Source organism: Streptomyces sp. NPDC006798 (assembly GCF_040635975.1).
GTDB lineage: Bacteria > Actinomycetota > Actinomycetes > Streptomycetales > Streptomycetaceae > Streptomyces.
The window spans coordinates 1-22,066 of sequence record NZ_JBEYIS010000086.1 but is presented as its reverse complement, the minus strand read 5'-3'; the positions used below and the strand labels follow the sequence as shown (position 1 = coordinate 22,066).

Genomic DNA, 22,066 nt, shown 5'->3' with positions numbered 1-22,066 from the left:
GTCCCCCCGCCCGAACCAGCCCAAAAATCGGCACGCCATGACAGCAGCAGGGAAGCACCAGGTGAGCCGGACGGACACCTCCCGCCGGGCCCTTCGCCGTCGCACACCGCCCTACGGTCACCTGCTGAGCCGCTGGAAGCGGCGGACCGCCAGCGGCAGGAAGACCGCCGTCAGGACGACCGGCCAGACCACCGCCATCAGCAGCGCGTTCTCCTGGATCCAGCTCCCGTCACTGGCGACCGGGTTGCCGAAGAGTTCCCGGGTCGCCCCGGCCGTGGAGGAGATCGGGTTCCAGGCCGCTACGGTGCCCAGCCAGCCCGGCATCGACGAGGTGGGGACGAAGATGCTGGAGACCATCGTCAGCGGGAACGCCACCGCGAAGAGCCCGCCCGCCGCCTCCTGGTTGGGGACGATCAGCCCCAGCCAGACCCCGACCCAGATCAGGGCGAACCGCAGCAGCACCAGCAGACCGAAGGCGCCCGCCGAGGCGAGGAAGCCGCCGTCCGAACGCCAGCCGATGGCCAGCGCCGTCAGGGCCAGGATCAGCAGCTCGGCCATCGCGACGATGATGTCGGTGACGCCCCGCCCGGAGACCACCGCCGACGGCGCCATCGGCATCGAGCGGAATCGGTCGATCACCCCGTGCTGGGCGTCGGCGACCACGTTCATCGCGGTGTTCATGAAGCCGAAGGCCATCGTCATCACGAACATGCCCGGCATCAGATAGTCGCGGTAGTCGCCGCCGGGGGACTTCATCGCCCCGCCGAAGACATAGGCGTAGAGCAGTACGGAGAGGATCGGGAAGCCGAGCTGCCAGACGATGTTCACCGGCTGGCGCTGGTAGTGGACGAGGCCCCGGCGGACCACGTTCCAGCAGTCCATGACGGCCCAGTAGACGACCCGTTCCCGGCCGTCGCCGTGCACGGTCAGATCGACTCCGCCGCCCGCAGGGGCGGGGGCGGTCCGCGCGTCGCCGGGCGCGGCGCTCGCGGTCTTCACTGCGGTGCCGCTCATGCCGCCACCTCTGCCTTCCGGTCGTCGTGCTGGCCGGCCTGCTTCTCGGCCTGCTTCTTCGCCTGCTGGTCGGTGCCGGAGCCGGTATCGGCGTCGGTGCGGTGGCCGGTCAGCCGGAGGAACACATCGTCGAGACTGGGCCTGCGCAGTCCGATGTCCTCGACGGTGACGCCCTGGTCCTGGAGGGTGCGGGCGACCTCGGTGAGGGCCGCCACCCGGTCGCTGACGGCCGCGTGGACCCGCAGTTCGTCGTCGGCCGCCTCCGGGGCGCCGGAGGAGACCCGGGCCACGGCCTGGACGGCGGCGTGCAGATCCGCCCGGTCGGCGACGACGACCTCGATCCGGTCGCCGCCGACGGTGTTCTTCAGCCCGTCGGGGGTGTCGTCGGCGATCGCCCGGCCGCCGTCGATCACCGTGATCCGGGCCGCCAGCTTGTCGGCCTCCTCCAGATACTGGGTGGTCAGCAGGACCGTGGTGCCCTGGGCGACCAGGGCGCGGACCGCCTCCCACACCTCGCCCCGGCTGCGCGGGTCGAGTCCGGTGGTGGGCTCGTCGAGGAAGAGGACTTCCGGCCGCAGGATCATCGACGCCGCCAGGTCGAGCCTGCGGCGCATCCCGCCGCTGTACTCCCCCGCGCCCTTGTCCGCCGCGTCCGTGAGATCGAACTGCTCCAGCAGCTCGGTCGCCCGCAGGGCCGCCCGCCGGCCGCCGAGATGGAAGAGCCGGCCGAACATCTCCAGATTCTGGCGGCCGGTCATGATCTCGTCCACGGCCGCGTACTGGCCGGTCAGCCCGATCCGGCGGCGCACCCCGCGCGGATCGCGGACCACGTCGATCCCGGCGACCTCGGCCTGCCCGGAGTCGAACTTCAGCAGGGTCGCCAGGACCCGGACCGCCGTGGTCTTCCCGGCGCCGTTGGGGCCGAGCACCCCGTGGACCGTGCCCCGGCGGACCCGTAGATCCAGCCCGTCGAGCGCCCGCTTCTCGCCGTACTTCTTATGGATGGACTCGGCCCGGACCGCGTACTCGCCGGACCTCTCCCGCTCACCGCTCACGCTCTCTCACTTCTCCTCCGTCGGCGCGGTCGCGACCGTCACGGGGCCGGGCACCGCCCTGCCGGAGCGGGCCGTACGACCCCGCCCCTCGCAACCGCGTACAGCGTACCCGAATCAAGGTACAGCGTACCCAGTTATATTTCCGAGGCGTTCCCGGTGCCCTCGGCACCCCGTTCCGGACGGATCGGGACGGCCGGGGAGCCAAGGCCCGCAGGGGTGTCACACCGGCCGGAACAGGAGGAATAAGGTGAAGGGCATGACGACCGACACTGCCGGCAGCGGGGACATCGCCCGCGCCCTGGAACTCATGTGGGGGACCGGGGAGCGGCCCACCCGGGGTCCCAAGCCGGGGCTGACGCTCGACGCGATCGTGACCAAGGCCATCGAGGTCGCCGACGCGGAGGGGCTGGCCGCGGTCTCCATGCGGCGGCTCGCCACCGAACTCGGCACCGGCACGATGTCCCTCTACCGGTACGTCCCCGGCAAGGCCGAGCTGCTCGATCTGATGCTCGACAAGGTGAGCGGCCCCGGCGACTGGGAGGAGCCCGAGGACGGCACACCGCCGCCCGAGCTGATCGACTCGCTCCAGGACATGGCCCGCGGCTATGTGGAGCTGTACACCGAGCATCCGTGGCTGCTCAGGATCAACCAGGCGCGTACGGTGCTGGGCCCCAGCACGATCCGCAGCATGGAGGCCGCCCTCCACGCCCTCCGGGGGCTGCGGCTGACCGACCCGGAGAAGATCTCGGTGATCATCGCCGTCCAGAGCCTGGCCACCGGGGTCGCCCGGATGACGGCCGACTCGGCGGAGGCGGTGGAGGCGACCGGGCTCAGCCACGAGGACTTCTGGGGCGTGCAGGAGCCGTTTCTGCACGCCGCGATGGAGAGCGGCGACTTCCCGCTCACGGCATCGCTCTCCGAGGAGACCTTCCGGCAGGAGTTCGCCCATCTCGACTTCGGGGTGCGGCAGCTCGTCACGGGCCTGGAGGCGCTGATGCGGGAGCGGGAGGCCGCGGGCTGGACCTACGTACCGCCGAGGGAGGGCAGGGCGATCGGGGAGACGACGGGGACCGCTGAAACGGCTGAAGCGGGCGACCGAAAGCCGGTCGGACCGTCGGTGCCGTAACGAACGGCCTGCTCAGGGGGTCCCCGCTCAGGCGGGGCGGGTGAAGCAGTACAGCCGGTCCACCTCCGTCAGCCCCGCCCGGTCGTAGAGCCGGTTCGCGGCCGTCCGGTCGTCCTCCGGCGGCACCGGGGGCGCCATCGACCGGTCGTCGTCCACGTACAGCACGACCTCCCGTACGCCGGACTCCGCCAGCAGCTCCAGCGCCGACCCCAGCAGCCGCAGCCCGAGGCCCCGGCGGCGGGCCGACGGCAGCACCCCGAGCCACCAGACCGCGCCCAGCGCCCCCGGCCCGTGCCCCACCAGCGCCTCGGCGACCGCCCGCCCGTCCTCCACGATCTCCAGCCGGGTCTCGGCGCCCGACGGCACGACCGTGACGTCCGCCGCGCGCGGCAGCCCGGCCAGCGGCAGCTCGGCATGGAGATACCGCCACTCGTCCCGGCCCGCGAACCCGGCGGCCTCCAGCACCCGGCGGGGCGCCGGACGGTGCCGTACCGGCAGCGCTTCGAGACCGTAGTTCAGGGCCGACGAGATCTCGAACGCGTGCACCGTACGCGGCCCTTCGGCCTCCAGCGCCCGCAGCGCCCGGTCCACCAGCACGGACAGCAGCTCCGGCCGGTCGTCCGCGCAGTGCAGCCAGAGGATGAACCCCTCGCCGTCACCGGGTCGTACGGCATACGAGACGACGCCCTCGACCGTGCCCGATGGATCGTGCAGGACGTCCGTCGCCGGGGGCGACAGCTCCTCCCACCACTCCCCGTTCTGCGGCGACCGCCCGGCCAGCGCCTCCCCCAGCATCGCCGGGGTGGCCTCCGGCTGGCCCGGCACCCGGTCGGCGTTGACCAGGGCCAGTACGGCCCCCCGGTCACCGTCCGCGTACGGCCGCAGCCCCCAGCCCGCGCCCAGTGTCGTGGTCGCCACCGGCCCATCGCCTCCGTGATCGGTCCGCTCCGTCGCCTCCAGCGTGCCGGGCGGACCCGCCCCGGCGCCACCGGCTTTGCGCCCCGCGCAACGACCGGCGAGCCGAGGTCAGTTCCGCCGGAACAGCCGCTTCAGGACCAGCAGCAGCCCGAGCGCGCCCGCGCCGACGAGGGCCGCCGTGGTCAGATCGACGGCACCGTCCCCGTCGGAGCCGTCCGCCGAATCGCCGGAGGCCGTACCACCGCCCTTCGACGAACCGCCCCCGGACCGGGCGCCCTTCCCCGCGTCCTTGACGGTGACCCGCTCGACCTCGGCGCCCTGCCCCTCCGAACCGAACATCAGAGCCGAACCGTCCAGGGTGTACGACACCCCCTCCGACTGGCGCTGGATGGGCGCCTTGACCCGGTCGTCGCCGCCGAGCCGCCCCTCCGGCTTCCACTCGTAGCCCCGGGCGGAGAGATACGTCCGCAGCACCAGCCGGGTACCGTCCGGCGAGAACGCGCCGTCCGTGACCCACGGCAGATCGTCCGCGATCCGCCGGAAGACGTTCTTCCCGGAGGGGCTGAGGGTCTTCGGTGCCTCGTAGAGCCCGCTGCCGTCCTGGCTCTTGGACGCGATGTACACCCGGCCGGTCCTCGGGTGCACCATCAGCGCCTCGGCGTCCCGCGCGCCGTCCTCGTAGACCACCGTGTACTGCGTCGCCTTCACCGTGGTGTCGCGCAGCTCGGCGGGCTCGGGGAAGGCGTAGATCCAGACATGCGGCCAGGTCCCGTTGAGGTTGTCGCCGATATCGCCGACATAGACCCGGCCGTCGGGCCCGACGGAGACCGCCTCCATGTCACGGGGCTTGCCGACGCCCTTCAGCGTGACCGTCGCCACCGTCTCACCGGTCCGCGAATCGACCGCGAAGACCCTCGGCTCGTCCTGGTCGTTGTGGGTCCAGTAGATCCCCGGATGCTTCCGGCTGGCCGCGAGACCGCTGGACTCCGTGATCCGGTCGTCCTGGAACGAGAAGGTCGAATCGGACCCGTCGGCGGCGGCCGGCGCGGCGGCCGTGAGCGCGAGCACAGGCAGCGACAAGGCGACGACGAACGCGGAGGCGTACGGGAGGGGGCGCATGCCCCAAGCCTGCCATCCCCGGGGTAAAGCCCGAGTGATCCATCCGGCCCGCGCCGTGCCCCTCCGGGGAGCCGCGATCCGGACTGCGCCCTGCGCCCGGGGGTTGTCGGCGGCCTGCGGACCGCCTGTGGCCTGTCGCGCAGTTCCCCGCGCCCCTGAATGCTCTCCCCAGCACCGGCCCTGAAAAGGGTCGGCCTCGGGAAGAGGGGCCCGCCTCTTTACCAGGGGGGTGAGGAGGGCAACCAAGGTGGCGCTGGGGGTCCCGCCGCCGAAGGGCCCAGGGGCGCGGCTCACGGCCCCTGGAACGTTCGCGCGTACGTCACCCGGTCCAGCCGGTAGTACTCCGCGATACAGCCCGCGGGCCACACCCGTTCGCCGTTCCGGGCGAAGGGTTCCAGCATGCGGGAGACGCGGGTCGGGGTGTACGGCATGACCGTCTCGCCCCGGGCCGCGCCCGCGCGCAGATACGCGTCCTGGCGGTCCCAGCGCTCCGCCCGGACCCGCATGTCGCGGCCGAGGTCCGTCAGATCGGCGGTCAGCGCGCCGACGGACACCGCGCAGACCACGGCGGCGGCGACGGCGACAACGGCCGGGCCGGGCGCCGTCGAGGTCCGGATCCGGCGGCCGAGGAACCCGCCCGCGACGGCCAGCAGCAGGACCCAGAGCGGCAGATAGTCGTTCCAGGTGCGTTCGGTGGTGACGACGGCGGCGCCGAAGACCGGGTAGGTGATCACCGTGCACAGGTAGCCGGAGACCAGGAAGACGCCCGCGCAGATCCCCAGGACGGCCGCCGGCCGCACCGGGCGGAACACCCCGGCCGCCGCCCCCTCGGCGCGCCGGGCGGCCAGCCCCAGCAGCACCCCTGCGGCGATCACCCCGAGATACGGCCAGGTGGTCAGGATCGTCCCGAGGATCTCCGCGAAGCCGCGCGCCGAGCCGAGCAGCGACTCGGGGGCGAGCATCGACACGCTCTCGGCGTCGTACCGGCCGCGCCGGTTGCGGGAGCCGGGCGAGGTCACCAGGATCAGCGTCCCGGCGGCGACCCCGCCGATGCCGGTCAGGGCCCAGAGCCGGACCGGGCGGCGGTACGGCTCCGTCAGCAGCCGCCCGGCGCAGAGCAGGGCGGCGCCGAGGACCACGAGGACGACGACGGAGGTCTCCTCGGAGAGGGTGCCGACGAAGGCGCCCGCGAGTCCGGCGACGGCGAGCGCCCCGGCCCGGCCCCGGCGGGTCCGGGCCCGCAGGAGCGGTACGGCGGCCCCGGCGGCGAGTGCGGGCGCGAGGGTGTGCGAGACGGATGCGGCGGGCCAGTAGAACGTCTTGTACGTGTTCGGGGTGGCGAACAGGAGGGCGGCGACGGCCGTCGCGGCGAGCAGCAGGGGTACGCCGCGCGGGACCACGAGCCCGGCCCGGCGGATCGCGGCGGCGGCGAGGGCCCACAGCAGCAGCAGGATCAGGGCGCCGCTGACGGGCCCGTACCACTGGTGTCCGGCGACGGGGAACTCGGCGTAGGCGCCGACGAGGAGACCGTTGGCGACCCGGCCGTTGTCGGTGGCCCAGAAGGTGTGGACCAGGCCCGCCGTGCCGTGTTCGCGGACCAGGGGGAGGAAGCACCACTCGTCGGCACCGGGGCGGACGTACCGGCCGAACCAGAAGGCGAGGGCGAGCAGTCCGAGGGGTAACGCGGCGAGGGCGAGGGGCCACCGGGCGGCGGGCGGGCGGCGAAGGGGCGGCGGCGGGGATCCGGGATCGGGCGCGGTACGAGGCGCGGCGGCCGGGGCCGGGGGGCCGGTACGCGTGGTCACGGCTCAGCCCCGGCTCTCGCGCGGCCCGGGCGCGGCCAGCGCCCTGGGGGCGGCGGGTACGGCGGAGGCGGCAGCGGGTACGGCCGGGGCGGCTTCCATGGATTCGCCGGTCTCCCGGATCACGTAGTGCGGCCGCCGTTTGGTCTCGTGGTAGATCCGGCCCACGTACTCGCCGATCACCCCGAGGGTGGCGATCTGGATCCCGCCGAGACCGACCATGACCGCGATCAGGGTCGCGTAGCCGGGGGTGTCGACCCCGCTGACCAGCACCCCGGCGACGGTCCAGAGGGCGTAGCCGAGGGCCGAGAGCACCAGCCACAGACCGGTGTGGATGGCGAGCCGCAGGGGGCGGCTGTTGAAGGAGAGCAGCCCGTCGATGCCGTAGTTGAGCAGCCGCCGCCCGCCCCACTTGGACGTTCCGGCGGCCCGCTGCACGTTCTCGTAGGTGAAGGTGACGGTGTCGAAGCCGATCCAGGAGAAGAGGCCCTTGGAGAAGCGATTGTTCTCGGGGAGGGTCAGCAGGGCGTCGACGGCGCGGCGGGAGAGCAGTCGGAAGTCCCCGGCGCCGTCCACCACCTCGACGTCCATCGCCCGGCGCACCAGCCGGTAGTAGAGCCTGCTGAGCCGGGTTCTGAGCACTCCGTCGCCACTGCGGTCGCGACGGGCGACGACCTGGTCGTAGCCGTGCCCGTACAACGCCAGTATCCGCGGCACGAGTTCCGGCGGGTGCTGGAGGTCGGCGTCCATCAGGACGACGGCCTCGCCCCGGGCCATCCGCAGCCCGGCGAGCATCGCGGACTCCTTGCCGAAGTTACGGCTGAAGGAGGCGTAGCGGGCCCGCCGGTCGCCGCCGGAGAGCCGCCGGAGCCGGTCGCGGGTGCCGTCGGTACTGCCGTCGTCGACGTAGCAGATCTCGTAGTCCTCCCGGGCGGCCGGGCCGCCGCCCGCGACGAGGGCCGCGTCGAGGGTGGTGACGAGCGTGGCGTGGAAGGTCTCGATCACCTCGTTCTCGTTGAAACACGGAACGACGATGGAGATCTTGGGCATGGGAGAACGGCTTCCCTCGTGGACTTCCCCGGTGGGCTTCCCCGGTGGGCTTTCCGGCGGTCGGACCGTTTCAGCGGTGCCGCGCCCGAACCCGGCCGGCTGTGACCCGGGCCACAGACGCACGGTTCGGGCGCCCAGGATGGCGATATCCACCCTTTTCCGTCAACCGGGGACCACTCGTACGAGGCAACGCCGGGTCAGTCCGATCACCCGACGCCCTCTTGCTTCGAACACCCCACGGAGGTCTATGTATAGGGCCATGGAGTACACGCAGCTGGGACGTACCGGACTGAAAGTCGGCAGGATCGTCCTCGGGACGATGAACTTCGGGCCCTACACCTCCGAGGCCGACAGCCACGCGATCATGGACACGGCGCTCGCCGCGGGCGTCAACCTCTTCGACACCGCCAACACCTACGGCGGCCCCGGGCAGCGCGGAACGACCGAGAAGATCATCGGCAAATGGCTGGCGCGGGGCGGCGGCCGACGCGACAGGATCGTGCTCGCGACCAAGGGGTACGGAGCCGTCCACAACGAGGACGGCCCGGTCTGGCCCAACCACGACAAGCTCTCCGCCTACGGCATCCGCCGCGCGGTCGAGGCCAGCCTGAAGCGGCTCGGCACCGACCGGATCGACCTCTACCAGTTCCACCACATCGACCGGGCCACCCCCGTCGACGAGATCTGGCAGGCCGTCGACACCCTGGTCCAGCAGGGCAAGATCCTCTACGCGGGCTGCTCCAACTTCCCCGGCTGGAAGATCGCCCAGATGAACGAGGAGGCCCGCCGCCGCGGCTCGTACGGACTGGTGAGCGAGCAGTGCCTCTACAACCTCTTCGAGCGCCGCTCGGAGCTGGAGGTGATCCCGGCGGCGCGGGAGTACGGCCTCGGGGTGATCCCCTGGTCCCCGCTGCACGGCGGGCTGCTCGGCGGGGCGCTGCGCAAGGAGCGCGAGGGCGCGGCGACGAGGCGGTTCACCGGCCTCGGCTCGTCGCTGCTCGACCAGCCCGGCGTCCGCGACCGGATCACGGCCTACGAGGACCTGCTGGACAAGCACGGCCTGGACCCGGGCGAGGTGGCCCTGGCCTGGCTGCTGACCCGCCCCGGGGTCACCGGGCCCATCGTGGGTCCGCGGACGGCGGAGCATTTGGCGGGCGCGCTGCGCGCGGCGGAGCTGAAGCTGGACGAGGAGCTGCTGGCGGCGCTGGACGAGATCTTCCCGCCGGTGGGCCCGGCGCCGGAGGCGTACGCCTGGTAGGGCACGGCCGGTGAGGGGGGTGCCGTACGGCGGCCGGAGCCGCGTACGGCACCGCTCCTCCGGGCGTCACCGGCGCGGCCCGGGGCGGCGCCCCGGGTGGGTACGCCTCCGGAGCCGTACCGCCGGCGCCGGGGCGCGCGGCAGCCCCCGGAGCCGTACCGCCTTCGGAGTCGTACCGTCGTCTTCGGCTACAGGCCGAGGACCGAGGCCATCGCGATGATCACGAACATCAGTACGAGCGCACCGGCCATGATCCGGTTTCTGGTCTTGGTCTTCACCCCTTGAGACTAACGCGGTGTCTCAGCGGCCCAGCCGCCAGGTGGCGAGGGTCTCGTACCAGGAGTCCGCGCCCCCGGCCGGGGGATGGCTGCGGATCAGGGCGTACTCCGTGACGTCCCAGGGCGTGCCCGCGAATCCGGCCAGCTCGGCCGCGTAGCCCGCGAGCCGGTCGGGGGCGATCCCCCGGCGGGTTCTGGCGAGGGTGAGATGCGGGGTGTAGCGCCGGTGCTCCTCGATCGCGATCCCGGTTCCGCGGGCGGCGGCCCCGGCCCGTTCGGCGAGTCCGCGCAGGGCCGCCAGATCGTCCGGTCCGGCCAGTACCCCGGCCCACAGCACGCCCTGCCCGAAGTGCCCGCCGCCACCGGCGGCCATCCGGAACGGTACGGAGCGCCGGGCGGCCCGGCCGCAGCGCTCCGTCAGCTCGGGCAGCAGCCCCTCGGCGACATCGCCGTAGAAGGCGAGGGTGCAGTGCCGGACGTCCCGCCCGGTCCAGCGCAGACCGTCCGACCCGGGCAGCTCCCGCAGCCGCCGTACGGCCGCCTCCAGCTCGTCGAGCCGGTCGGGCGGCGGCACCACGGCGGTGAAGAGCCGGACGGCCGGGCCCGGCCGGTCAGACGGCACCGGTCACCCGCCCGGCCTCGGCCCCGGCCGGGCCGGACCGGCGGTCCCGCTGCCGGGGCACCAGCGCCAGACGCGGCCGGCCGGGCCGCAGATCGAGCTTGAGCCGGACGCCCGCCGCGCGGGAGAGCATCAGACCCACCCCGATCGCGGCCAGCAGGGAGACCGCGCCGCCCGCGGCGAAGCCGACGCGCGGGCCGTAGACGTCGGTGATCCAGCCGACGATCGGCGCGCCCACCGGCGTACCGCCGACGAAGACCATCATGAAGAGGGACATCACCCGGCCCCGGACGGCCGGGTCGGTGGCCATCTGGATCCGGGTGTTCGCGGTCACGTTGACCGTGAGGCCGAACATCCCGATCGGGACGAGGATCGCGGCGAAGACCCAGAAGGTGGGGGCGAAGGCCGCGACGATCTCCAGGGCGCCGAAGAGGACCGCGGCGCCCACGAGTATCGACAGCTTCGACGTACCGCGCCGGGCCGCGAGCAGCGCGCCGACCAGGGAGCCGACCGCCATCAGGGTGTTCAGCAGGCCGTAGGTCTCGGCGCCGGAACCGTAGACGTCGTGGACGAAGGCGGAGAGCCAGATCGGGAAGTTGAAGCCGAAGGTGCCGATGAAGCCGACCAGGACGATCGGCCAGATCAGCTCGGGGTGGGCGGAGACATAGCGCAGCCCCTCGCGGAGCTGGCCCTTGCCGCGCGGGGCGCGGACGGACTTGTGCAGTTCGGCGGGGCGCATCAGCAGCAGGCTGACGATGGTCGCGAGGAAGGAGAGGCCGTTGAAGAGGAAGGCGTAGCCGCTGCCGACCGCGGTGATCAGCACACCGGCGACGGCCGGGCCGACCAGCCGGGCGGACTGGAAGTTGGCGCCGTTGAGGCTGACCGCGTTGGCGAGCTGGTCCGGGCCGACCATCTCGGAGACGAAGGTCTGCCGGGCCGGGTTGTCGACCACGGTGACCAGACCGAGCAGGAAGGCGGTCAGATAGACATGCCAGACCCGGACCTCACCGGTGAGGGTCAGGACGGCGAGCGCCAGCCCGGTGAAGGCCATCGCGGACTGGGTGAACAGCAGCAGGGGCCGCTTGGGGAGCCGGTCGGCGAGCACTCCGCCGTACAGCCCGAACAGCAGCATCGGCAGGAATTGCAGCGCGACGGTGATACCGACCGCCGACGCCGAGCCGGTGAGGGTGAGTACCAGCCAGTCCTGGGCGATCCGCTGCATCCAGGTACCGGTGTTGGAGACGACCTGCCCCATCGCGAAGAGCCGGTAGTTCCGGATCTTCAGCGAGCTGAACATCGTGGTGGGAGAGGGTGCGGGTGCGGAGTCTGCTCCGGGTCCCGTACGCAAAAGTGTTCGCCTCCTCGGCCGTCGGTTACAGGTGAGCGAGCTTCTCCAGGACGGGGGCGGCGGCGCGCAGCTTCTCCCACTCGTCTTCGTCGAGACCGTCGGCCAGCTCGGTCAGCCAGGCGTTCCGCTTGCGGCGGCTCTCTTCGAGCATGGCCTCGGCCTGCTCGGTCCGGCTGACGACCTTCTGCCTCCGGTCGTCGGGGTGCGGCTCCAGCCGGACCAGTCCCTTGGCCTCCAGCAGCGCCACGATCCGGGTCATCGACGGCGGCTGTACGTGCTCCCGCCGCGCCAGCTCCCCGGGGGTGGCCGAGCCGGACCGGGCGAGGGTGCCGAGCACCGACATCTCGGTGGGGCTCAGCGACTCGTCGACTCGCTGGTGCTTGAGCCGGCGGCCCAGCCGCATCACGGCCGAGCGCAGCGCGTTCACCGCGGCCTGGTCGGCGTCGCCGCCGTGCGGGCCGCCGGTGTCGCCATGGGACAGGTCTGACATGTTCGTTAGCATAACTCATTACTCTGTCTAAATACCAGTCGGGGGAGGAACCTGTGGGCCGGGACGGCACGTACCACCGCTCACCGAAACCCCCCATCACCCGTTTGAGTGATCCGGAGGCGAAAAATCACCCGCTCGGCGCGCGCCCGGCGCGACCCTGACGGCATGAAATCGACTGTCCTCAGCCTCCGGGTAGACGCCGACCTGCTGGAACGCCTCAGGGGCCATGCCGCGAAACGCGGGATGAGCGTCCAGGACTATGTGGTCCGTACGCTCGTCCGCGACGACTTCGACGAACGGTTCAAGTCGGCGGTCGAGGAGACGGACGAGTTCTACGGCCGGATGTGACGGCCCGGGGCGGCGTGCCGGGGTCCGGCGCCCGTCCGGGCGGTGGCGCCCGCCCGGCGGCCGGGCACGGCGAAGGGCCGGCCCCGGACGGAGTGTCCGGAACCGGCCCCTTTTCCTCCAGGCCGGAGCGCCGCTACTGGGCGAGACCGAGGGCGGGCATCGCGTAGTAGAAGACGAAGACCGCCGAGACCACGTACATCGCGACCGGGACCTCACGGCCGCGCCCGGCCGCCAGCCGCAGCACGCTGAAGGCGATGAAGCCGATCGCGATGCCGTTGGTGATGGAGTAGGTGAAGGGCATCATCACCATCGCCAGGAAGGCGGGGACCGAGACGGTGTAGTCGCTCCAGTCGATGTCCCGGATCGAGCCGGCCAGGATCAGGAAGCCCACCGCCAGCAGGGCGGGGGTGGCCGCCTGGGACGGGACCATCGTGGCCAGCGGGGTGAAGAAGAGCGCCAGGGCGAAGAGACCGCCGGTGACCACCGACGCCAGGCCGGTACGGGCGCCCTCGCCGACGCCCGCCGTGGACTCCACGAAACAGGTCGTCGCGGAGGACGAGGTCGCGCCGCCGGAGGCGACCGCGATGCCGTCGACGAAGAGGACCTTGTTGATCCCCGGCAGATTGCCGTCCTTGTCGAGCAGCTTGGCCTCGTCGCCGACGCCCAGGATCGTGCCCATCGCGTCGAAGAAGCAGGAGAGCAGCACGGTGAAGACGAAGAGGGAGCCGGTGAGGATGCCGACCTTCTCGAAGCCGCCGAACAGGCTGACCTCGCCGACCAGGCCGAAGTCCGGGGTGGCGACCGGGCTGCCGGGCCACTTCGGGGTGGTCAGACCCCAGCTCGGGACCTTCGCCACCGCCTCGATGATCATCGCGACGACGGTCATCACCACGATGGAGAGCAGGATCGCCCCGGGCACCTTGCGGATGATCAGGATCAGGGTGAGCAGCGCGCCCAGCACGAAGACCAGGACCGGCCAGCCGTTGAGATGGCCGCCGCTGCCCAGGGTCAGCGGCACGGTGGTGTCCGCGATGTCCGGGATCCGGGAGACGAAGCCCGCGTCCACCAGGCCGATCAGCATGATGAAGAGGCCGATACCGATCGCGATGCCCTTGCGCAGACTGCGCGGCACGGCGCTCATCACCCGTTCCCGGAGCCCGGTCGCGACCAGCAGCATCACCACGAAACCGGCGAGTACCACCATGCCCATGGCATCCGCCCAGGACATCCTGGGCGCGAGCTGGAGGGCGACGACCGTATTCACGCCGAGGCCCGCGGCGAGCGCGATCGGCACATTGCCGATCACACCCATGAGCAGGGTGGAGAAGGCCGCCGTCAGCACGGTGGCGGTGACCAGCTCACCGCCGTCCAGCTGGTTCTGGTGGATGTCCTTCGCGCTGCCCAGGATGATCGGGTTCAGCACGATGATGTACGCCATCGCGAAGAAGGTGGCGAACCCGCCGCGGACCTCGCGGGCGACGGTGGAGCCGCGCGCCGAGATCTTGAAGTACCGGTCGAGGCCGCCGGCGGGCTCCTTCGACGGGGGCTGGGGAGTCCCGGGGGATACGGCGGAGGCCGAGGGAGTCATGCGGTCCTCATCAAGCGGAATCGGGGAGTCAGGTGCATGGTCGAGCGTGGCGGCTCTGAGTCGTTTTTGTGCATTCATACGAATAGAACCGGTCATGGGCAAACCGTTTCAGTATGAACACATAAGAACGGGAGCGCCATCTCCGCGCGTAGACACCCTCTGAACGGCGCCGACCGGGCCCCGCCCGGCCGTGTGCGGCCCGCGCCTACACTGATCACATGGCGAAGTGGACACCCCGGCACGAGGCGCCCGAGCCCCTGGAGGGTCCGGTCGTCGCCACCATCACCGGCGGCACGGTCATCTGGTTCGCCCTCTTCCTGGTACAGATCCCCTTCTACCGCTGGTTCGACGACCGCGATCTGATGTGGTGGGTCTGGACCTGCCTCGCGGGCGGGGGCCTGGGCCTGATCGGCATCTGGTACGTCCGCGGCAGGGAAGCGGCCCTCCGGAGGGCGTCGGAGACACCCGGCGCTCCGGAGCCCCGGGACCCCTGAGGCGCCTCGGCGTCCCGAGCCCGCCGCGCCTCTGAAGCACCTCCGCCCGGAGCCCCGGGCCCCCGCGCCTCGGCCCTCCGGGTGAGGCCCGCGCGGCTTCCGCCCAGCCGGGCGGGTAGTTGTCGGGCGACCGCGCGCAGGCGGTCCGCGGACCGCCGACGACATCAGGGCGCCGGGCGCGCGGCCCGGGGCGTGGCCCAGAAGGCCCAGCCCCTTGGAGTCGGGGACACGCGCGGCGGCGACGTACGCCGCGTCGTACCGTACGACCATGACGCAGTCGGCCAGGATCGAACCGGACGACCACAACCGCGACCACCCCGCCAAAAGACCCGTCATCGACGCGGGGGCCGAGCTGGACCCCGTGCACCCGGTGCCGCCACCCGCGCCCGGGCGGGCGCGGGGGCTGACCTCCGCCGAGGTCGCCGAGCGCGTCGCGCGCGGGGAGATCAACGACGTCCCCGTCCGCTCGTCCCGCTCCACCGCGGACATCGTCCGGGGCAATGTCTTCACCCGGTTCAACGCGATCATCGGCGTGCTGTGGGCGATCATGCTGGTCGTCGCCCCGATCCAGGACAGCCTCTTCGGCTTTGTGATCATCGCCAATACCGGGATCGGGATCATCCAGGAGCTGCGCGCCAAGAAGACCCTCGACGGGCTCGCCGTGATCGGGGAGGCGAAGCCGACCGTACGGCGGGACGGGACGGCGACCGAGGTCTCCACCTCGGCGATCGTTCTCGGGGACCTGGTCGAGCTGGGTCCCGGCGACAAGGTCGTGGTCGACGGCACGGTCGCCGAGGCGGACGCGCTGGAGATCGACGAGTCGCTGCTCACCGGCGAGGCCGATCCCGTGCTCAAGCGGCCCGGCGATCCGGTGATGTCGGGCAGTTTCGTGGTCGCGGGCGGCGGCGCCTTCACCGCGACCAAGGTCGGCCGGGAGGCGTACGCGGCCCAGCTCGCCGAGGAGGCGTCCCGCTTCACCCTGGTCCATTCGGAGCTGCGGAGCGGGATCAGCACCATCCTGAAGTACGTCACCTGGATGATGGTCCCCACCGCGATCGGTCTGATCATCAGCCAGCTCGTGGTGAAGGACGCCGATCTGAAGGACTCCATCGCCCGGACGGTCGGCGGGATCGTGCCGATGATCCCGGAGGGCCTCGTCCTGCTGACCTCGGTCGCCTTCGCGATCGGCGTGATCCGGCTGGGCCGTCAGCAGTGTTTGGTGCAGGAGCTGCCCGCGATCGAGGGCCTGGCCCGGGTCGACGTGGTCTGTCTCGACAAGACCGGCACGCTCACCGAGGGCGGTATGGACGTCGCCGAGGTACGGCCGCTGGGCGGGGCGGATCCGGCGTACGTCCGGCGGGTCCTCGGCGCGGTCGGCGGATCGGACCCCCGGCCCAACGCGTCCCTGGCCGCCATCGCCGAAGCCCACCCCGACGAGTCCGGGTGGCGGGTCGCGGAGGCCCGGCCGTTCTCCTCGGCCCGCAAGTACAGCGGCGCCCGGTTCGACGAGGGCGGCGGGCAGACCTCCACCTGGCTGCTGGGCGCGCCCGATGTGCTGCTGGCGCCCGGTGATCCCGTACTCGCCGACGTCGACCACTTCAACGAGCGGGGGCTGCGGGTACTGCTGCTGGCCGGGGCCGAATCGCTGGAGGACCCGGCGGGCGCCGACCCGGCCGCCCTCGTCGTACTGGAGCAGCGGCTCCGGCCGGACGCCGCCGAGACCCTGGTCTACTTCGCCGACCAGGACGTCACCGCGAAGGTCATCTCCGGCGACAACGCGGTCTCCGTCGGCGCGGTCGCCGCCAAACTCGGCCTCCCCGGCGCCGACCGCCCCGGCAGCACCGTCGACGCCCGTACGCTCCCCACCGACCGCGACGCGATGGCGGCGGCCCTGGAGGCGGGCGCGGTGTTCGGCCGGGTCACCCCGCAGCAGAAGCGGGACATGGTCGGCGCGCTCCAGTCCCGGGGCCATACGGTCGCCATGACCGGCGACGGCGTCAACGACGTACTCGCCCTCAAGGACGCGGACATCGGGGTCTCCATGGGCTCCGGCTCCGAGGCGACCCGCGCGGTCGCCCAGATCGTGCTGCTGAACAACAGCTTCGCCACCCTGCCGTCGGTGGTCGCCGAGGGCCGCCGGGTGATCGGCAACATCACCCGGGTCGCGACGCTCTTCCTCACCAAGACGGTCTACTCGGTACTGCTGGCGATCCTCGTCGTCATCAGCCAGGTCGAGTACCCGTTCCTGCCGCGCCATCTGACCCTGCTGGCGACTCTGACCATCGGGGTCCCCGCGTTCTTCCTGGCTCTGGCGCCCAACAAGGAACGGGCCAGGCCGCACTTCGTACGGCGGGTGATGCGGTACGCGATCCCCTCCGGGGTCATCGCGGCGGCCGCCACCTTCACCAGCTATCTCCTGGCCCGCTCCCACTACTCCGGGCCCGACGCCCTCGACGCGGAGACCAGCGCCGCGACCCTGACGCTCTTCCTGGTGGCCCTCTGGGTACTGGCGATCGTCGCCCGCCCCTACACCTGGTGGCGGATCGCCCTGGTCGCCACGATGGGACTGGGGTTCCTGATCGTGCTGGTGGTGCCCTGGCTCCAGGAGTTCTTCGCACTGAAGCTGGTCGGAACGTCGATGCCCTGGGCGGCGGTCGGCATCGCGGCGGCGGCGGGCGTACTGCTGGAGGTCGCCTGGCGGGTGGTGGACCGCAGATTCCCGGCCTGACGGCACACGGGATCAGTCCGTGGCTCCTCGCAACAGCAGCAGGTCGTCACCCCAGGCGTCCAGCACCGGGCCGTGGCCCCAGGCGCGGGCGTGCGGCTCCAGCTCGTTGAAGAGCGTCCGCACCGCAGCCGGGGCGCCGTCGGCCGCCAGGACCCTGCCCAGCAGCGGCAGCAGCCGCTCGGGGGACCACTCGGGGCGGCTCAGCGGATGGTGCCTCAGCTCCCAGGCCAGATACTTGTTGTAGGGCCTGACCCGGTTATGGGCGGCGAAGAGATACGTCAGGTAGTACGGCACCGCCTCCGCCGCGTCCAGCCCGGCGGCCAGCGGCTGACCGTCCCGCGCGCTCTTGAGGCAGCGGTAGGCGCTGTTCAGAAACGCGTCCAGATACTCCGGCGCCAGCACCACGCCCTCCGCACGGCCCAGCGTGCCCTTCGCGGTGACGAGATCGCCGATCAGACCGTCGGCGGTGTCCATCTCCACCTTGGCGTGCGTGAAGGCGTACCGGTTCCACTCGGTCCCCGAGCCGGGCAGCGCGTGCTGCCGGAACTCCGTCAGCGGCAGCACCATCACATCCAGCCGGGCATCCCGCCGGATCAGGGCCGCGAGCGGCCCCTCGCCCAGCTCGGGATCCTCCGTGCCGTCCGCGACGACGAGATAGACGTCGTAATCCGAGTACTCGGTAGCCAGCCCCTCCCGGGCCCGCGACCCCGTCAGAACGAGGCCGAGCACCCGGCGGTCCCTGCGGACCCGGTTCAGCAGCGTGGCGTACTCCTCGGCGGCCGAGGCGGCGGGAGCGGTTGGGGTCACCCGGCAACCCCATCACGCCGGGCCGCGCGATCCAAATGTTTTCACCCCCCAAACACGCGAAGTAAATGCAGGATCGTCCCTTCGGAAACGAGGGCGTCGTGTGTGCCTTGCCAATGGGGGCCCGGCGCCTTGGCCCTCCGGGTCGCCGCCCCGAACTACCCGGGCCGCGCCCGGCACCCCGATGCCGTCGGCGGCCTGCGGCCCGCCCGTGGTTGCTCGCGCAGTTCCCCGCGCCCCTCAACGCGCTCCCCGGCCCGGCCCTTTCGGAGGCCGGGAGGAGGAGCAACCAGGGGCGCGGGGAACTGCGCGACCAGCCAGCCACCGGGCAGCAGGCGGACCACCGACACCAGGCGGCACCGTTCCCCTCCCCGGGACGGGCTCCAGCACCGAGCGGCATGTCCGGTCGGCGTGGTCGGGGCGTGCGGGGTCACCCCCTGGGGGTCCCCCCAAAGGCAGCTTTGGGGGAGGCTGAGGCGCAAGCGACCCGCCTGGCACAGGCAACCCCGGCACCAGGCGCCCCGACGCGGCGCACCCCACAGCGGGAGGCGACTACGCGTCGAACCACCTGTCCCGCGCCAGTTCCCCCGTCCGCGACGGGTCTTCCAGGAGTGCCGCTACCTCGAAGCGGCGGGGCCATTGGGAGGCCGCCCAGGCGAGGCCCGCGGCGACGCCCTCGACCGTCGCCGCGTGGACCACCCCGTCGGGTGTGCGGCGCCAGTCGAGTTCCGTGCCGCCCGCGACGAGTTCCTCGTGTTCGACGTACGTACGCGGTGTCGCCGGGCCCAGGAGCACCCGGACCGACTCCGGCACCTCGTGTTCCTCGCCGTCCGTCGTGACCTCGGCCGCCACCGTCTCGCTCAGTCGCCGCACGGACAGCAGTTCCGCGAGTTCGGCGGCGAGTTCGGGGCGGACGGGCAGCAGCGGCAGTCCGCCGGTGAGCGGGATCAGGTCGGGTACGTCGGCGACGACGGCGTCCGCCGCGTCGACGACCCGTACCTCCCCGTCGATCACGGCCCGCAGTTCGTCGGGGAGGGTGACCTGCTCGGGGTCGAGTTCGGCGAGGGCCGTGTAGAGGCCGTGCAGTTGGGCGGGGGTGACCGGCCGGTCGGGGTCGGCGAGCCGGGTGAGGAGTTCGGCGGCGCCGCCGGGCTCGTCGAGGAGGGCGGCGACCGAGGTCCGTACCCCGAGGGCCCGGAGGACGAGCGCGTCGTCGAAGCCGGTGGCGTCGACGGATTCGTACAACCCGGCGAGCAGCGGGTCGCCGCCTTCGGCGCGGAGTCCGGCGGGGCGGCGGCCGTCGAGTACGGGGTGGTCCCGGAGCCACCACGCGGTGTAGGGCCGTACGGTCTCGGTCGTGCCGTCGGGCAGCAGGACCCGTACGGGCTGGATCAGGGCGTCCCGCAGCGGCGGCCGGGCGAGCAGGGTGAGGGCCTGCGGCCAGGCGTCGTCGGCGACGAGGTCGAGATCGCGTACGGCGACGATCTCCGTCGCGACCGGCGGCACCGGGCCCTCGGGCAGCCGGTCGAGCACGTCCTCGCACCAGACGTCGACGGCGTCGAGGAGGCCCGCGTCGTCGGGTTCGGCCCAGTCGCCGTCGCGCGGCTCCAGCTCGTCCGGGTCGAGCACCACGTCGCCCGCCCTGACCAGCGTGAAGTCGACGAGGACGCCGCAGGCGGCGAGGGGCTGCGCGCCCCAGCGGTCGGCGAGTTCGGGATCGCAGTGGGCGAGGGCGTCGGGGCGCATCACGGCGGCGAAGGGCCCGCCGGGGAAGACCAGCTCGCCCGCGGGGGCGAGTTCGCCGTCCTCGTCGGGGAGTGCGAGCGCGCCGAGCCACGGCTCCTCGCCGGGCTCCAGGCCGGCGGCCCGGACCAGGGCGAGTACGGTTTCCGCCAGCTCCTCGCCCTCCAGGGCGTCCAGGTTGTCCTCGTCCCAGATCTCGCCCGCTTCCATGGACCCGGCGACGGCGGCCCGCACCTGCGGGGTCGTCAGTACCGCGCGGGGTGTCGCGGGGAGGGCGCCGAGCTTCTCCAGCAGGGGGTGCGCGGCGTCGGCGTGGGCGACTTTCAGCCCGAGCCGGGCGAGCCTGACGTGATCCTCCTCAAGCCCCTCCGACCCTTCGGGCCGGGGGAGCAGGATCTGCCGGGGCCCGATCACCGTACGGCCGTCGGCGAGGGGCACCGGCAGTCCGGTGAGCCGGTCCGGGTCGACGCCCGCGAGGCTGTCGTACAGCCGCCACCACCAGGACGGGTCGCGCTCCAGTCCGGCGAGCCGGTCGATCGCCTCCGTCAGCGGTACGCGCGCCACGCCGACGGTCCGCAGTTCGGCCCGCCGCTCCAGGCCGGCCGGGAGCAGCGTCGGCAGTACGTCCGCGAGGACGCGGACCGTCTCGGCGCCCGCGCCCTCCAGGACCTCCGCCTCCACCGGGCGCAGGGCCGCGGGGCGGTCGGGCTCCGGCAGCCCGGTCGCCTCCGCTCCCTCGGTGTCGCCCGGCCGGGGGGCGGCGGCGGGCTGGAGGAACGCCGTCCGGGGCAGCAGGCCGAGGATCTCCGCGCGCAGCGCCCCGTCCAGCTCGCCCTTGCCCAGCGGGCCGGGCACCAGGTCGATCGTGCCCGTCGACACGGGCTCCCAGCCGCCGAGGAGTTCCGCGTACGCCTCCGCCGCGCGCGCCACCACGAAGTCCGTGAGCGGCCCGGGCGCCGGGTGGCGGCGGGCCGTGTCCAGCGGCAGCGACGCGATCAGCAGGGCCGGTACGCCGATGGGCTCGTCGGTCGGCGTCGGCGCGTGCACCACGGGCACGGTCCCGGGACGTACCGGCGAACCGTCGCCGTCGACCGGCACCGCCCAGGTCACCGACCAGAACGGGCGCAGCCGCTCCTCGATCGGACGGTCCTTCAGCAGCGCCGGGTCGGTGGCGCCGTGGTGGGTCACGGTCCGCCAGCGGCGCGGGGCGGCGGCGCTGTCCGTGATCCGGACGTACGGTCCGTCGACGGCCCGGGTCAGCGTACGGACGCCCGCCGGGGTGTCGATCACGATCTCGGCGAGCCCCGTGAGGGTGAGCAGCAGGGCGTCGTCGACGGTACGGAGCAACTGGTCCACGAGGTCCGCGGCGGCACCGTCCCGCAGCGGCAGTACCACGACCGTGTCGTAGCCGTCGGGCGCGGTGCCCTCGGCGGGCAGCGGCAGCCGCAGCAGCGGAACGTGCCCGTCCCGGCGCTTCAGCTCCTCCCCCAGGCCCGGGCTGTCCTGCGCGGCGCCCTCCGCGAGGGCCCGGGCCTCGGCGAGCGACCAGCGGACCCCGCCGTGGCGCCCCAGGACGGCGGGCTCGTCGGAGACGGCGAGCACGGCGGCGAACCCGACACCGAACCGGCCGACGGGGTTGGTCTCGCCCGTCTGGTCTCGTTTGGCCGACGCCCTCAAGGTGCTGAGGGACTCGGCCCCGGCCGCGTCGAGCGGGGCGCCCGTGTTCGCGGCGGCCAGGGTGCCCTCACGAAGCGTCAGCCGCAGACGGCCGGGGGTACGGGCCCGGGCGGCGGCGTCGGCCGCGTTCTGCGCCAGCTCCACGACGAGGCGGTCCCGGTAACCCCCGAGAACGAGGTCCTCCTCGGCGTTGGCGTCCTCCCGGAATCGCGCGGGACTCGCCGCCCACGCGTCGAGGACCCCGCGCCGCAGCCGCGCGGTGCCGAACGGGTCGGGGGTGCCGGGCGCTTCGGTACTCACGCTGTGCTCCGCTTCTGTGCCGGTGTAGCTCGATGCGCCGAAGGTACCGGGTCGCCTCCCACGGGGGCGCCTCCCGCTGTGGGGTGCTTGGTGTTGGAGGCCCTTTGTTCTCGGGTTCCTCGCGGCGGCGAGGTTGCTTGCGCCTCAGGCGCCGGCGGGGCTGAGGGAGATGTGACCGTTGCTCCAGCGGTATGCGGGCGGTCTTGTTCTGTGTCGGGAGGGTCGGTGGCCTCCGGGCTCACCTCCTCACGGACGGCGGAAGTGGGGGTCTTCTTCAGGAGACCCGTTTCTTATCCGCCGTCCTCCC

17 protein-coding genes are annotated in these 22,066 nt (G+C 72.7%); 5 read left to right on the top strand and 12 right to left on the bottom strand.

The features are described from left to right. Positions 1 to 117: 117 nt before the first annotated feature. Both ABZ714_RS33255 and ABZ714_RS33250 read right to left on the bottom strand, forming a co-directional pair. The gene (locus ABZ714_RS33255; RefSeq protein WP_358829099.1) at positions 118 to 882 is read right to left on the bottom strand and encodes an ABC transporter permease; all 765 of its coding nucleotides are present in this window, start codon (positions 880 to 882) and stop codon (positions 118 to 120) included. A gap of 128 nt (positions 883 to 1,010) precedes the next feature. After that, positions 1,011 to 2,069, bottom strand: a complete 1,059-nt coding sequence (locus tag ABZ714_RS33250; RefSeq protein WP_358829098.1) for an ATP-binding cassette domain-containing protein — start codon at positions 2,067 to 2,069, stop codon at positions 1,011 to 1,013. 256 nt (positions 2,070 to 2,325) lie between these two features. On the opposite strand from ABZ714_RS33250, the gene ABZ714_RS33245 reads away from it, so the two are divergent. Beyond that, positions 2,326 to 3,195 carry a TetR/AcrR family transcriptional regulator gene (locus ABZ714_RS33245; protein ID WP_358829097.1) on the top strand — a complete coding sequence of 290 codons (870 nt, stop codon included), beginning with the start codon at positions 2,326 to 2,328 and terminating at the stop codon, positions 3,193 to 3,195. Positions 3,196 to 3,222: 27 nt separating this feature from the next. On the opposite strand, the gene ABZ714_RS33240 is transcribed toward ABZ714_RS33245, so the two are convergent. From ABZ714_RS33240 to ABZ714_RS33225, 4 genes are all read right to left on the bottom strand, one after another. After that, positions 3,223 to 4,113, bottom strand: coding sequence for a GNAT family N-acetyltransferase (locus ABZ714_RS33240; protein WP_358829096.1), 891 nt, complete (start codon positions 4,111 to 4,113; stop codon positions 3,223 to 3,225). A gap of 108 nt (positions 4,114 to 4,221) precedes the next feature. Then, positions 4,222 to 5,232: a WD40 repeat domain-containing protein gene (locus ABZ714_RS33235; RefSeq protein WP_358829095.1), complete on the bottom strand. Its 1,011-nt coding sequence runs from the start codon at positions 5,230 to 5,232 to the stop codon at positions 4,222 to 4,224. Positions 5,233 to 5,522: 290 nt separating this feature from the next. Continuing rightward, the gene (locus ABZ714_RS33230) at positions 5,523 to 7,037 is read right to left on the bottom strand and encodes a DUF6056 family protein (protein ID WP_358829094.1); all 1,515 of its coding nucleotides are present in this window, start codon (positions 7,035 to 7,037) and stop codon (positions 5,523 to 5,525) included. Positions 7,038 to 7,040: 3 nt separating this feature from the next. Beyond that, positions 7,041 to 8,084 carry a glycosyltransferase family 2 protein gene (locus tag ABZ714_RS33225; protein WP_358829093.1) on the bottom strand — a complete coding sequence of 348 codons (1,044 nt, stop codon included), beginning with the start codon at positions 8,082 to 8,084 and terminating at the stop codon, positions 7,041 to 7,043. A gap of 259 nt (positions 8,085 to 8,343) precedes the next feature. Between ABZ714_RS33225 and ABZ714_RS33220 the strand changes: the two genes are divergently transcribed. After that, entirely contained in the window at positions 8,344 to 9,342 is a 999-nt protein-coding gene (locus tag ABZ714_RS33220) for an aldo/keto reductase (protein ID WP_358829092.1), read from the top strand. 300 nt (positions 9,343 to 9,642) lie between these two features. Here ABZ714_RS33220 and thpR read toward each other — a convergent pair whose 3' ends face one another. From thpR to ABZ714_RS33205, 3 genes are read right to left on the bottom strand one after another with little or no spacing between them, the layout of a single operon-like run. Continuing rightward, positions 9,643 to 10,242: an RNA 2',3'-cyclic phosphodiesterase gene (thpR, locus tag ABZ714_RS33215; RefSeq protein ID WP_358829091.1), complete on the bottom strand. Its 600-nt coding sequence runs from the start codon at positions 10,240 to 10,242 to the stop codon at positions 9,643 to 9,645. Further along, positions 10,232 to 11,587 (bottom strand): MFS transporter, encoded by a 1,356-nt coding sequence (locus ABZ714_RS33210; protein ID WP_358829090.1) that lies wholly within the window; start codon positions 11,585 to 11,587, stop codon positions 10,232 to 10,234. Before ABZ714_RS33210 ends, thpR begins: the two co-directional genes overlap by 11 nt. A gap of 25 nt (positions 11,588 to 11,612) precedes the next feature. Beyond that, positions 11,613 to 12,077 (bottom strand): MarR family transcriptional regulator, encoded by a 465-nt coding sequence (locus tag ABZ714_RS33205; RefSeq protein WP_358829089.1) that lies wholly within the window; start codon positions 12,075 to 12,077, stop codon positions 11,613 to 11,615. Positions 12,078 to 12,242: 165 nt separating this feature from the next. Here ABZ714_RS33205 and ABZ714_RS33200 point away from each other — a divergent pair, with 165 nt between their 5' ends. Next, a complete protein-coding gene (locus ABZ714_RS33200) occupies positions 12,243 to 12,425 on the top strand; it encodes a ribbon-helix-helix protein, CopG family (RefSeq protein WP_358829088.1) in 183 nt (60 codons plus the stop codon). 133 nt (positions 12,426 to 12,558) lie between these two features. Here ABZ714_RS33200 and ABZ714_RS33195 read toward each other — a convergent pair whose 3' ends face one another. Beyond that, positions 12,559 to 14,013 carry an NCS2 family permease gene (locus ABZ714_RS33195; RefSeq protein WP_358829087.1) on the bottom strand — a complete coding sequence of 485 codons (1,455 nt, stop codon included), beginning with the start codon at positions 14,011 to 14,013 and terminating at the stop codon, positions 12,559 to 12,561. Between the two features lie 218 nt (positions 14,014 to 14,231). On the opposite strand from ABZ714_RS33195, the gene ABZ714_RS33190 reads away from it, so the two are divergent. Both ABZ714_RS33190 and ABZ714_RS33185 read left to right on the top strand, forming a co-directional pair. Further along, entirely contained in the window at positions 14,232 to 14,507 is a 276-nt protein-coding gene (locus ABZ714_RS33190; protein ID WP_358829086.1) for a DUF2530 domain-containing protein, read from the top strand. 268 nt (positions 14,508 to 14,775) lie between these two features. Continuing rightward, positions 14,776 to 17,235: an HAD-IC family P-type ATPase gene (locus ABZ714_RS33185; RefSeq protein ID WP_358829085.1), complete on the top strand. Its 2,460-nt coding sequence runs from the start codon at positions 14,776 to 14,778 to the stop codon at positions 17,233 to 17,235. A gap of 12 nt (positions 17,236 to 17,247) precedes the next feature. On the opposite strand, the gene ABZ714_RS33180 is transcribed toward ABZ714_RS33185, so the two are convergent. Both ABZ714_RS33180 and ABZ714_RS33175 read right to left on the bottom strand, forming a co-directional pair. Next, on the bottom strand, positions 17,248 to 18,042 hold the full coding sequence (locus ABZ714_RS33180) for a hypothetical protein (protein WP_358829084.1): 795 nt from the start codon (positions 18,040 to 18,042) through the stop codon (positions 17,248 to 17,250). Positions 18,043 to 18,591: 549 nt separating this feature from the next. Next, a complete protein-coding gene (locus tag ABZ714_RS33175) occupies positions 18,592 to 21,759 on the bottom strand; it encodes a molecular chaperone Hsp90 (protein WP_358829083.1) in 3,168 nt (1,055 codons plus the stop codon). Between the last annotated feature and the right edge of the window lie 307 nt (positions 21,760 to 22,066).

Coding starts and splice junctions, on each gene's coding strand:
- ABZ714_RS33200 (WP_358829088.1), top strand. CDS start 12,243: ATGAAATCGACTGTCCTCAGCCTCCGGGTAGACGCCGACCTGCTGGAA.
- ABZ714_RS33245 (WP_358829097.1), top strand. CDS start 2,326: ATGACGACCGACACTGCCGGCAGCGGGGACATCGCCCGCGCCCTGGAA.
- ABZ714_RS33185 (WP_358829085.1), top strand. CDS start 14,776: ATGACGCAGTCGGCCAGGATCGAACCGGACGACCACAACCGCGACCAC.
- ABZ714_RS33235 (WP_358829095.1), bottom strand. CDS start 5,232: ATGCGCCCCCTCCCGTACGCCTCCGCGTTCGTCGTCGCCTTGTCGCTG.
- ABZ714_RS33190 (WP_358829086.1), top strand. CDS start 14,232: ATGGCGAAGTGGACACCCCGGCACGAGGCGCCCGAGCCCCTGGAGGGT.
- ABZ714_RS33195 (WP_358829087.1), bottom strand. CDS start 14,013: ATGACTCCCTCGGCCTCCGCCGTATCCCCCGGGACTCCCCAGCCCCCG.
- ABZ714_RS33255 (WP_358829099.1), bottom strand. CDS start 882: ATGGACTGCTGGAACGTGGTCCGCCGGGGCCTCGTCCACTACCAGCGC.
- ABZ714_RS33220 (WP_358829092.1), top strand. CDS start 8,344: ATGGAGTACACGCAGCTGGGACGTACCGGACTGAAAGTCGGCAGGATC.
- ABZ714_RS33225 (WP_358829093.1), bottom strand. CDS start 8,084: ATGCCCAAGATCTCCATCGTCGTTCCGTGTTTCAACGAGAACGAGGTG.
- ABZ714_RS33205 (WP_358829089.1), bottom strand. CDS start 12,077: ATGTCAGACCTGTCCCATGGCGACACCGGCGGCCCGCACGGCGGCGAC.